11 protein-coding genes and 3 pseudogenes are annotated in these 10442 nt (G+C 69.2%); 9 read left to right on the forward strand and 5 right to left on the reverse strand.

All coding sequences use genetic code 11. The features are described 5' to 3' along the window. The 6 genes and pseudogenes from ACFYX0_RS45115 to ACFYX0_RS45140 form a co-directional block, all read left to right on the forward strand. Positions 1–332, forward strand: a pseudogene (locus ACFYX0_RS45115) (hypothetical protein); the annotation flags it as partial. Between the two features lie 384 nt (positions 333–716). Next, entirely contained in the window at positions 717–1124 is a 408-nt protein-coding gene (locus tag ACFYX0_RS45120; RefSeq protein ID WP_388980959.1) for a YciI family protein, read from the forward strand. Between the two features lie 8 nt (positions 1125–1132). After that, the gene (locus ACFYX0_RS45125) at positions 1133–2278 is read left to right on the forward strand and encodes an RNA polymerase sigma factor (protein WP_388980974.1); all 1146 of its coding nucleotides are present in this window, start codon (positions 1133–1135) and stop codon (positions 2276–2278) included. 112 nt (positions 2279–2390) lie between these two features. Beyond that, on the forward strand, positions 2391–2840 hold the full coding sequence (locus tag ACFYX0_RS45130; RefSeq protein WP_355922779.1) for a MarR family transcriptional regulator: 450 nt from the start codon (positions 2391–2393) through the stop codon (positions 2838–2840). A gap of 64 nt (positions 2841–2904) precedes the next feature. Then, positions 2905–4248 carry an MFS transporter gene (locus tag ACFYX0_RS45135; RefSeq protein WP_388980977.1) on the forward strand — a complete coding sequence of 448 codons (1344 nt, stop codon included), beginning with the start codon at positions 2905–2907 and terminating at the stop codon, positions 4246–4248. Positions 4249–4349: 101 nt separating this feature from the next. Then, entirely contained in the window at positions 4350–4907 is a 558-nt protein-coding gene (locus tag ACFYX0_RS45140) for a cysteine hydrolase family protein (protein ID WP_388980962.1), read from the forward strand. Between the two features lie 59 nt (positions 4908–4966). Here ACFYX0_RS45140 and ACFYX0_RS45145 read toward each other — a convergent pair whose 3' ends face one another. The 3 genes and pseudogenes from ACFYX0_RS45145 to ACFYX0_RS45155 all read right to left on the reverse strand — a co-directional run. Beyond that, complete coding sequence (locus ACFYX0_RS45145) at positions 4967–5689, reverse strand: FAD binding domain-containing protein (RefSeq protein WP_388980964.1); 723 nt, start codon at positions 5687–5689, stop codon at positions 4967–4969. 306 nt (positions 5690–5995) lie between these two features. Beyond that, positions 5996–6475: a hypothetical protein gene (locus ACFYX0_RS45150; protein ID WP_388980966.1), complete on the reverse strand. Its 480-nt coding sequence runs from the start codon at positions 6473–6475 to the stop codon at positions 5996–5998. Positions 6476–6618: 143 nt separating this feature from the next. After that, positions 6619–7074, reverse strand: a pseudogene (locus tag ACFYX0_RS45155) (aldo/keto reductase); the annotation flags it as partial. Position 7075: 1 nt separating this feature from the next. Between ACFYX0_RS45155 and ACFYX0_RS45160 the strand changes: the two are divergent. Both ACFYX0_RS45160 and ACFYX0_RS45165 read left to right on the forward strand, forming a co-directional pair. Next, positions 7076–7563 (forward strand): annotated as a pseudogene (locus ACFYX0_RS45160) (TetR-like C-terminal domain-containing protein); the annotation flags it as partial. Between the two features lie 139 nt (positions 7564–7702). Then, positions 7703–8245: an MOSC domain-containing protein gene (locus tag ACFYX0_RS45165; RefSeq protein ID WP_388980969.1), complete on the forward strand. Its 543-nt coding sequence runs from the start codon at positions 7703–7705 to the stop codon at positions 8243–8245. 299 nt (positions 8246–8544) lie between these two features. On the opposite strand, the gene ACFYX0_RS45170 is transcribed toward ACFYX0_RS45165, so the two are convergent. Then, positions 8545–8976: a hypothetical protein gene (locus tag ACFYX0_RS45170; RefSeq protein ID WP_355922796.1), complete on the reverse strand. Its 432-nt coding sequence runs from the start codon at positions 8974–8976 to the stop codon at positions 8545–8547. Between the two features lie 59 nt (positions 8977–9035). After that, positions 9036–9506, reverse strand: a complete 471-nt coding sequence (locus tag ACFYX0_RS45175; RefSeq protein ID WP_388980972.1) for a hypothetical protein — start codon at positions 9504–9506, stop codon at positions 9036–9038. A gap of 415 nt (positions 9507–9921) precedes the next feature. Here ACFYX0_RS45175 and ACFYX0_RS45180 point away from each other — a divergent pair, with 415 nt between their 5' ends. Then, a complete protein-coding gene (locus ACFYX0_RS45180; protein WP_388980980.1) occupies positions 9922–10344 on the forward strand; it encodes an IS5 family transposase in 423 nt (140 codons plus the stop codon). Positions 10345–10442 lie beyond the last annotated feature (98 nt).

A 10442-nucleotide genomic window follows, 5' to 3' on the forward strand; every position in this document is an offset into this window, starting at 1 on the left:
CGGCCGAACGCTTCGACGTGATCGTCGACTTCTCCCGCTACCGGCCCGGTACCCGCGTGCGCCTGACGAACCGGCTGGGCAGCGGCAGCACGGCGCACGTCATGTGCTTCGACGTCTCCACCGCCCGGCCACCGGCCGACGACTCCCGCTGTGCCGAACTTCCACGTCTTGCTCAACCGATAAGTGCCGCCGAGGAGTTCGACCCTGGGGCTGACAGGATTCCGACTGTGCTCAAGCGCACGTACTCCGGCCTGGGCGGTGGTCGGAGAACAGGGATTTCTCGATGTGCACGCCTCACCGTGGCCGTCAGGCGCTGCCCACAGCACCGATGAGCACCGATGCGGTGGCCCGCGCCGGACTTGCCGACACGCCCAGCGCTCTCGCGCCGACCAGTTCGAATGCCAGTACAGAACCGAGGATCTTGCACGTCGACGCCATCCGGATGAGTGGTCCTGCGACCCTGACCTGCGTATTGCTCGGCCCGGAAAGCAGGATGTGCCGGAGGCGGTTGCCGGGTCGAACTGGCGTTGGAGTGCGAGCGGCTCTCGTCGTCCTCGCGTCGCACGGTGGATCCGGCCATCGTCAGACGGCCCACCCGGCCTGATCCACGAGAGCCCAAAGAATTTCTGGACGGCGATGTCGACAACGCGTGCTCGGCTCCGTCCCCGAGGTGAATGCGGTCACAATGGGTCGCACGAGCAACGAGGAGTATCACGATGGCCAAGTACCTGCTGCTCAAGCACTACCGCGGCGCCCCGGCTCCGGTGAACGACGTGTGCATGGACCGGTGGACGCCGGAGGAGATCTCGGCGCACGTGCAGTACATGAACGACTTCGCGGCCCGGCTCGAGAAGACCGGCGAGTTCGTCGACGGTCAGGGACTCGCCCCCGAGGGAGCGTGGGTCCGGTACGACGGCGAGGGGCGTCCCCCGGTCACCGATGGCCCGTTCGCCGAGACCAAGGACCTCATCGCCGGCTGGACGGTGATCGACGTCGACAGTTACGAGCGTGCCGTCGAGCTGGCCGGGGAACTGTCGGCCGCCCCCGGTGCGGGCGGGAAGCCGATCCACGAGTGGATCGAGGTGCGCCCGTTCCTTGCCGCGCCGCCCACCATCACGGAGTGACCTCGTCGATGAACGAGGCCCTGCTCAGGAGCCTCACGCCCAGCGTGATCGCCATCCTCGTCCGCCGCGGAGCCGACTTCGCGGCGGCCGAGGACGCCGTGCAGGACGCGCTGGTCGAGGCCGTACGCGTCTGGCCGGCCGACCCGCCGCGGGACGCGAAGGGCTGGCTGGTCACCGTGGCCTGGCGCCGGTTCCTCGACGCGATGCGGGCGGACGCCGCCCGCCGCCGACGTGAGGACCTCGTCGAGGAGGAGCCGCCGCCCGGGCCCGCGCCCGTGGTGGACGACACGCTCCAGCTGTACTTCCTGTGCGCCCACCCGTCGTTGACGCCGTCGTCCGCGGTCGCGCTCACGCTGCGCGCCGTGGGCGGGCTGACCACCCGCCAGATCGCCCAGGCCTACCTGGTGCCCGAAGCGACCATGGCGCAGTGCATCAGCCGGGCCAAGCGCACCGTCTCCGGCGTGCGGTTCGACCGGCCCGGCGATGTCGCCACCGTGCTGCGCGTCCTCTACCTGGTCTTCAACGAGGGCTACTCCGGCGACGTCGACCTCGCCGCCGAGGCCATCCGGCTCACCCGCCGGCTCGCCGCCCAGGTCGACCACCCCGAGGTGGCGGGGCTGCTCGCCCTCATGCTGCTCCACCAAGCCCGGCGTGCCGCCCGGACCGCGCCCGACGGCAGCCTGGTGCCGCTCGCCGAACAGGACCGAGGCCGGTGGGACACCGAGTCGATCACCGAGGGCGTGGCGATCCTGCAGGCGGCCCTCGCCCGCGACCGGCTGGGCGAGTTCCAGGCCCAGGCCGCCATCGCGGCACTCCACGCGGATGCGCCCACCGCCGAGGAGACCGACTGGGTGCAGATCGTCGAGTGGTACGACGAACTCATGCGCCTGACCGACAGCCCGATCGTCCGGCTCAACCGCGCGGTCGCCGTCGGCGAGGCCGACGGACCGCGCGCCGGGTTGGCCGCGCTCGCGGTACTGGACGCCTCACTGCCCCGCCACGCCGCGGTGGCGGCGTACCTCCACGAGCGCGACGGCGACCTGGCGACGGCGGCTCGGCTGTACGCCGAGGCGGCCCAGAAGGCACCCGACCTCGCTGAGCGCGACCACCTGACGCGCCAGGCCGCCCGGCTCAACTCCCGCCGGAATCACTGACAGTTCAGTGACAACTGCTCCCAGGCTCGGTGCGAGGCGACAGTGAGTGACGCACCACTGGCTATACAGGCAAAGCTGTACAGCCAAGGCTGCATATTTTAACGTGGAGGGCATGAGCGAGAAGCACCCGAGTCTGTCGCCGTCGGCGGTTCAGGCGTCGCGCGAGGTCCGCGCTGTCATCAGCCGTCTGCGGCGCCGCATCCTGAAGGCCTCCGAGGTCGAGGACATCACCTTGGGACAGGCGTCCGTCCTGGCCCGGTTGTCCGGCAAGGGAGGCGTCACAGCGAGTGAGCTTGCCGCCGCTGAGGGGGTGCGGCACCAGTCGATGACGGCGATGGTCGCATCGCTCGCCTCGATGGGCCTGGTGGAGCGGAGCCCTGACCCGGACGACGGGCGCCGTCTGCTGATCGCGCTGACCGCGGAGGGGCTCCGTCGGGTGGAGGAGGGGCGGCAGGCCCGGACGGAATGGCTCGCCGGCCGGCTGCAGGACAAGTGCACGGAGGAAGAACGTCAGGCTGTGATCGTCGCCATGGCCGTACTGGAGCGGCTGACACGTGACTGAGGCGAAGACGGACTCCATACGGGAGACGGACAAGCCGGGTTTCGACCGCCGGCTGCTGCCGGTGATGATGCTGGGTTCGGTCCTGAACCCGATCAACTCGACGATCATCTCCGTCGCGCTCGTGCCCATCGGCAAGGCCCTGGGCGCGCCGGCCTCGCAGACCGCGTGGCTGGTCTCCGCCCTCTACCTGGCCACCTCGCTCGGGCAGCCGGTCGTGGGCCGGCTCATCGACATCTTCGGGCCGCGCAGGCTCTTCCTCCTCAGCACCGGCCTCGTCGGAGTCGCGGGCGTCGTCGGCACCCTGGCACCGAACGTGGGGGTGTTGATCGCCGCGCGCGTGCTGCTCGGATTCGGCACCTGCGCGGGCTATCCCGCCGCGATGGCACTGCTGCGCAGCGAGGCCGAGCGCACCGGACGGGACAGTCCCGGCGGGGTGCTGACCGCCCTGGCAGTCGCCAACCAGACCATCGCCGTCGTCGGCCCGCTGCTGGGCGGTCTGCTGATCGCGGCGGGCGGCTGGCGCGCCACCTTCGTGCTCAATGTGCCGCTGTCCGTCGCGGCCGTGCTGCTGGGGCTGCGGCGGCTGCCGAAGTCGGCCGGGACGGGCGAGGCTCCCCAGCGTGGCCGCCTGGCCACCCAGCTCGATCTGCTCGGCATGGGCCTGTTCGCCGCGATGCTCGTCTCGCTGTTGCTGTTTCTGATGAACCTGCACCTGCGCAACTGGTACCTGCTGGTGATCGCCGTCGTCGTGGGAGCGGCCTTCGCGGCCCGGGAGTTGCGGGCCGTCACCCCGTTCATCGACCTGCGGGTACTCGGCGGCAACACACCGCTCCTGACCACCTACGGACGCGCGCTCGTCGCCTACGTCGTCGCCTACGCGTTCCTCTACGGCTTCAGCCAGTGGACCGAGGAAGGCTACGGGCTGACGCCCTTCCGCGCCGGGCTGGCGCAGATCCCCATGTTCCTGGTGGCGATCGGTGTCTCGCTCATCTCAGGGCGGAAGGGGCTACGCGGGAAGCTGCTCCTCGGCGCGGCCGGACAGATCGTCGCCTGCCTGGTGATGCTGACGCTCACCGGGAAGAGCCCCCTGTGGACGCTGCTCGTCCTCGCTCTGATCTTCGGTGTCCCGCAGGGGCTGAACAACCTGGCCCTGCAGAACTCCGTCTACTTCCAGGCCGATCCCGAGCGCATCGCCTCGTCGGCCGGGCTGCTGCGCACCTTCGCCTACGTCGGCTCGATGATCGCCTCCTCGGCGACCGCCGCGTCCTTCGGGCAACGCGCGGACACCGGCGGCATGCACCAGCTCGCCTGGGTCATGCTCGGCGCCGGCGTTCTCTACCTCCTGCTGACGGTCTTCGACCGCACGCTCGGCCGCGCGACGGCAACGGACGCCCAGGCGGCGAAGTAGACCTGCCAGGTGGCCCGGCCCTGTCTCCGCGCCCCTCAGCTCGCGGTCCGGAGCCGCGAGATTTCCACGGGCAGGACTACCCACAGACGAAAGGTACGACCATGTCCCGTACAGCACTGCTGCTCAGGGACCTCCAGGACAATCACCTCGCCCACATGCCCGACGACTACTTGCCCCGCGCCGTGCACGCCCTCGACACGGCACGCGCCGCCGGTATCCCGGTCATCCACGTGGCGCTTCAGCTGCGCCACGGTCACATGGACGCCCACCCTCGCAACAAGATCTTCGGCGCCCTTCCGTCGCACCTCTTCACGGCCGACGACCCTGGCGCCGCCATCCACCCCGACGTCGCTCCCGCCGACGGTGAGATCGTCGTCCACAAGAACCGCGTCAGCGCCTTCGCCGGCAACAACCTCCAACAGATCCTGGCCGCCCAGGACATCGGCCACCTCGTCCTGGCCGGCACCGTCACCGCCGGCCTCGTCCTGTCCACCGCTCTGCAGGCCGCCGACCTCGACTACCAGGTCACCGTCCTGTCCGATTCCTGCGCCGATCCCCGTCCCGCCCTGCACGACACCCTCATCAACGAAGTCCTCCCACGGCGTGCCGAGATCACCACCGTCGATGCCTGGGGGCACACCCTCAGCTCTGCCGCGTGAGCGCTTCCCAGCCGCGTGGAGCGCGTGCGAGACCGGCGTCCTCCGACGCGCCCGCTTCCTCAGAGGCGACCGGACGCCCCCAGCAGGCCGACGATCTGTGGGCGGACGGTTTCCCAGGCGGCGGCCGGCAGGTCGCCGAGAGCCGTTCCGTGCAATGCGTGCAAGGTCCGCTCGGCGTCGGCATCAGCGGCGGTGACGCCGCTCAGCACGTCGTAGCCATCGCGTACGGCGACACGGAGGCGGACGCCCGTGCCCTCGGCGGCGTGCAATGCCGAGGCTACGACGAGAGGTGGCGGTCCGCCTGCTTGAGCGGGCAGTTTGCGATAGGCGGAGGCGAGAGGAGTGCCCCAGCGGAGGCTGAGCAGCAGGGGACGCTTGGCGGTCACCTCGGCCAGATCCGTCTCGTGGACACCGTCGGACTCCAGGACGGTCGCTTTGGCGTTCAGGACAAGTGCCGCGGGCAGCAGGCAGCGCAACGTGCTGCCGGCGACGTTGCCGCCCACCGTCGCCGTGCGCCGAACGGCCCCGGTGCCCACCGTACCGGCCGCCAGGCGCAGCACATCGGGTACGCGGTCGTCGATGCGGTTCAGGACGACCGCTCCGCCTACGGTCTCGGGTCCCAGAACGTTCGCCTCCGGCAAGTCGCGTAGAGACATCGCGAGTTCGGGGAAGCCGTCCCGCTGAAAGGTGGCCCACAGGAGCGTTGCCCCGCCGATGGGCAGGGCCCCCTCGGCCAGACATTCCTGCGCTTCGGACAACGACGTGGGCAGACGCAACAGCACAGCGACCGACCTGCCTTCCTGAAGAAGCCGGGCAAAGGCGGAGGATGACGTTCTGGCCACATGCCCGTGGCAAGGAAGTTTTCTCGCCGGGCCGGGGGCGCGTACAGGGCTCACATGAGCACGCCGTGCGCGCGCTCCCCGCGGGTGACGGTTGCGCCAGCAGGCGCCGCCCTGCGGCCCGGAACTCGGGAGCGAGCCTGCACGAGAGCCAGGCGCTGATTTCGCTGATGAAGAGTGCTTCCGGGACCGCACGCCGGTGACCAAGACTGCAACGCGAAGCGGCAGTTCGCAGGGGAGCGGTGACGGTCACTCGATACCCAGCGGTCCGATCCCCAGGTCCTCACGCATGACCTGACGCATCTGAGCCATGGCCGCGCGCCGCCGCGCTATCAGGGGCGCTTCCTCGGCGGAGCCGACAGCCACCCCCCGGGCGTAGGCGTCGCGCAGTGCGCGCAGACCGTGGAAGGCCTCGTTTCCCGCCGCCACGACCTGCGGGGGCCCCACGAGCCAAAGGCGTTCACTTGCCGTGTAGATGCCGGCGCCGCGGACGGCCTCCCGCACGGCCGCGTCACGCGCCGACGCGGACATGTGATCGCCCAAGGCGACGGCGCGTATCTCTTCACCTGCGGCTTTGAGGGCGGAAACGAACGCGGTGTACACCTCGCGCCGTATTTTCAGCGCGTGCCTGGCCTCTTCCCGTTGCCACCGGTTGCGATCGGCGATGAGAGTGGCCGCGATACCGATGGCGGCACCGGCCAATGTGGAGAGCAGGGGCATCCAGTCCATGTGCCGCAGCTTTTCCGATACGGCGCTCCGACACCAGTGGGTCTGGCTGCGAACGCGGGCACCCGGGTTCCCGTGCAACGGATCGTTTCGGGTGCTGTCGGCGGGCTTCCACGCCGAGGTAGATCCCGATGCCGCCGACATTCCTATGCTGCGGGCGGCAGAGTGATGTCGACCACGGATGGGTTGAGTTGGGCGAAGCCTTCCTGGCGCTGGTACGGGAAGTAGGGGTAGGGGGCGGTCCTACTGCTCGCCGCATCCAGTTTCGCCATCTGGTCGGGCGTGAGTGTCCAGCCGACGGCACCGAGGTTCTGGCGGAGCTGTTCCTCGTTGCGGGCGCCGATGATGCCGGAGGAGACGGTCGCTGCAGCAGCCAGTTGATGGCGATCTGCGGTATGGACTTGCCGGTTTCCCGCGCGATCTCGTCGAGGGCGTCGACGACGCGGTAGAGGTGCTCGTCCTCGACCGGAGGACCGTAGTCCGCTGTTTGATGCAGTCGGCTCGTGGCGGGCAGCGGCCGGCCGCGGCGGATCTTGCCGGTGAGCCGCCCCCAGCCCAGGGGACTCCAGACGAGTGCCCCCGAGTCCCTGATCGAGTCCGAGTGCCGACATTGCACTCCGCGCCGAGGTGGGCAAGACGACCGTCTACCGTCGCTGGGGATCGGTGACCGGCCTCGTGGCCGATCTGCTGGCGGCCATGGCCGAGCAGTCACTGCCCCCTACCGAGACGGCTCGCTGCTCGGCGACCTCAAGGCCAATGCCCGGCTCGTGCAGCGGACTCCGGCCGATCCTCGGCAAGGAGCGCTGTTCAAGGCGGTGATCGCGGCAGCCACTTGTGACGCGAAGGCAGCCGAGGCCCTGCACCGCTTCTACGACATCCGAATCCAGGAATGGGCACCCTGTGTGCAACAGGCCGTCTACCGGGGCGAGTTGCCCGAAAGCACCGACACACACCAGGTGATCCGCGCCGTCTCCGCCCCCCTCTGCTACCACCTGCTGACCACCAGCGACCCCCTCGGCGAAGCCGCAGCGGACCAGGCCGCCGAGGCGGCCGCGGCGGCACGCGCCGGAGCGTACCGGCGGGACGCATGAAGCCTGGGTCCCGCCCGGCGAAGCGCCTCACCTACGACGTCGGTACGTGGAGCCCCCGGGCGCGCGACGCCCACCCGTCTCGCGCAACCGGGGTTAGGCTTCTGGCTGACCATTGTTACTGAACAGGGGGTTCCGAGACATGAACGGGCGAGTGACGGCGGTCAGCAGCAACGGGGAGTACTCGTTCACCAAGCCGAACCGGGACAGCATCAGGCTGCTCGCCGGGCTCGGTGTGGAGGGAGACGTGCACGCCGGTGTGACGGTCAAGCACCGCTCGCGCATCGCGCAGGATCCCACCCAGCCGAATCTGCGTCAGGTCCACCTCATTCACGAAGAGCTCTTCGCCGAGGTCGGCGAAGAAGGGTTCAAGGTGGCGCCCGGCGAACTCGGCGAGAACATCACCACCCGCGGCATCGATCTGCTCAGTCTGCCGGTCGGCACGTTGCTGCGCATCGGCGACTCCGCGGTCCTGGAAGTCACTGGCCTCCGCAATCCCTGCCTGCAGATCGACAACTTCCAGGACGGGCTGCTGAAGCAGGTCGTCGGTCGCGACGAGGCGGGGAACGTCGTGCGCAAAGCCGGAATCATGAGCGTCGTGAGGGAAGGTGGCATGGTGCGCCCTGGCGACACGTTGGAAGTGGAGCTTCCCAGCGGTCCGCACCGGCCCCTGGACCGGGTCTGACCGGCATCCCCGGCCGGCCGTGCCATGACGACGACCGCGCGGGTTCTTGAGGTGTGAAGATCAGGTGCGAAGATCAGGCAGACCCGCGCGACCATGTCGCATCCTGCCTTCTGCGGCGTCACGAGCCCACATCACCCTACCCCCGTGAACCGCACAGGTGTCAGCTCGTCGTCCGGGCGCCGGACGAGTCGGGTGGCCCGGGGGTGTACTTCACCCGGGCCACCCGACCCTGCGCGCCGTGTGGCGTCACTGAACCCTCGTTCGTGCGGACCCAGAGGTGGACCGCAGGCAGGGGGTGATCAGTTGTAGTAGAGCCATACGTCGGCGTAGACGTTGGCTCCTCCGTTCGGACGGGCGAGCACCATCCCGGTGAAGTTGCCTCGGAAGGACTTCCAGGGGCTGCACGTCTTGTGCTTCGGGCCGTAGTACCTCGGGCTTGTCCACTTGATACCCGAACTGGCGTGCAGGTACAGGTTGTAGCCGTCCTTCAGGTGCGACCCCCATGCGTTGTAGCAGATCTGAGCAGAGTGGTTCGCCCACATGATCGGCGTCTGCTTGTTGCCGCCTCCGGCGTAGGAGTGGATGCGGAACGGACCGGAGGCCGAAGCCGGTACGGTCGGCTGTGCGGTCTGGGCTTGGGCGAGGGGCGAGACGCCCGGGCAGCTGATGCCGGCTCCGAGTGCCATTGCCGCTCCGGCGGCGGCGATGGCGGCACGCTTGCGTGCGTTCATGGTCTGTCCTTTCTGTCACATGGGCTGCATGATTCTTCGGGCGAGCACGGCACGGCAGGTCAGGGCGCGCTGAACGCCCCGACCTCGGTGGTGTGCGCCTTGCCGACCGACGTGACGACGAACCGCAGCGGCTGACCGTCCCGGTAGCCGCCCACGTTCTGGACGTAGTTCATCGTCCAGTCACAGGGCTGAGCGCCGCTGTCGCCGATCCACTTGTGCGTCTCGACGTTGTAGATCCGCAGCCTTGCCTTGCTGTGGTCGCCGCCGTTCCAGCAGCGGAAGGCGCCGATGACCCGCGCCGAGTGGGCGTCGAACGACCTCGACACCCACTTCTTGCCGTGGTGGTTGAGGTAGGAAGCGGTGATCTTCGTCGGGCCCCACAGATGGTGCCAACCGGCCGCCTGACTGTCGTGGACGGAGCCCTGAGTCGGCGCCACGTGGGCGGAGGCGGCACCGGCCGCTGCGGTGGTTCCTCCGCTGATCGCCAGTACGGCGGCGGCTGCAGCAATGACCTTGCGCGCACTTGTCATGGGAATGCCTCCCCTTCTCGGTCATGATGTGGTGAGAGCGGCATCGGATGGACCACGCCGCTGTCTGCCTGCAATTGAGGCTGCGACGGGAGCACTTGCCGAATCCAGCGTTCGGAGCCCAGTGAGGGGATCCTGGGATGTCTCGTGCTCCGACCTGCGAAGAGAGACCGTTCGATGACGGTGCCGCGGGACACCGGGCGGCGGCGATGGCGGCACGCAACGCTGCCGCCCCATCGCACGGAGTGCGTCAGTGCCTCCGGTGAGTGCTACCGGATACCGGCCCGTCCGGGACGATCAACGCTTCACCAGGTCCAGGATCAGCGTGGCGATGTCCTCCGGAGCCTCCTCGGCCATGAAGTGGCCTGCCTGGGTGGTGAAATGATCAAGGTCGGTGCTCCACGGCCGCCAGGTCGCGGTGGCGTCGAACCCCAGCCATGCACAGTGGGCCCGCTTGGAGCCGCTGTTGCCCAGGGGTAAGAAGCCGGGACGTCCGCCGATATGGACCAGGCGGCAGCTGATCGACGGCATACGGTTCCGCACCCGCACCGGTGTCCCGTGGCGGGACGTGCCGGAGCGGTACGGGCCCTGGGCCCGGGGGTACGACCTCTTCCGACGCTGGCAGCGGGACGGCACTTGGCTACGGATCTTCGCCGAACTGCAGGCCCAGGCCGACGCCAAGGAGTTCATCACCTGGGACCTCAACATCGACTCCACCGTGTGCCGGGCCCACCAGCACGCCGCGGGGGCGCGGAAAAGGGGGATCTGCAGGTCGAGCCGCCCGGCGGCATCGCCGTCGAGCCGGACGACCACGGCCTTGGACGCTCGCGCGGGGGCCTGACCACAAAGCTCCACCTGGCCGTCGAGCAGGGGCAAAAGCCCATGTCCATCGTGATCACCGCCGGGCAGCGAGGCGACTGCCCGCAGTTCGAGCCTGTC

Source organism: Streptomyces sp. NPDC002573 (genome assembly GCF_042889625.1).
Taxonomy (GTDB): Bacteria; Actinomycetota; Actinomycetes; order Streptomycetales; family Streptomycetaceae; genus Streptomyces; species Streptomyces gibsoniae.

What these genes read in the sequence shown, in the direction of transcription:
- ACFYX0_RS45120 (WP_388980959.1), top strand. Translation starts at nt 717, where the DNA reads ATGGCCAAGTACCTGCTGCTCAAGCACTACCGCGGCGCCCCGGCTCCG.
- ACFYX0_RS45125 (WP_388980974.1), top strand. Translation starts at nt 1,133, where the DNA reads ATGAACGAGGCCCTGCTCAGGAGCCTCACGCCCAGCGTGATCGCCATC.
- ACFYX0_RS45130 (WP_355922779.1), top strand. Translation starts at nt 2,391, where the DNA reads ATGAGCGAGAAGCACCCGAGTCTGTCGCCGTCGGCGGTTCAGGCGTCG.
- ACFYX0_RS45135 (WP_388980977.1), top strand. Translation starts at nt 2,905, where the DNA reads ATGATGCTGGGTTCGGTCCTGAACCCGATCAACTCGACGATCATCTCC.
- ACFYX0_RS45140 (WP_388980962.1), top strand. Translation starts at nt 4,350, where the DNA reads ATGTCCCGTACAGCACTGCTGCTCAGGGACCTCCAGGACAATCACCTC.
- ACFYX0_RS45150 (WP_388980966.1), bottom strand. Translation starts at nt 6,475, where the DNA reads ATGGACTGGATGCCCCTGCTCTCCACATTGGCCGGTGCCGCCATCGGT.
- ACFYX0_RS45165 (WP_388980969.1), top strand. Translation starts at nt 7,703, where the DNA reads ATGAACGGGCGAGTGACGGCGGTCAGCAGCAACGGGGAGTACTCGTTC.
- ACFYX0_RS45170 (WP_355922796.1), bottom strand. Translation starts at nt 8,976, where the DNA reads ATGAACGCACGCAAGCGTGCCGCCATCGCCGCCGCCGGAGCGGCAATG.
- ACFYX0_RS45175 (WP_388980972.1), bottom strand. Translation starts at nt 9,506, where the DNA reads ATGACAAGTGCGCGCAAGGTCATTGCTGCAGCCGCCGCCGTACTGGCG.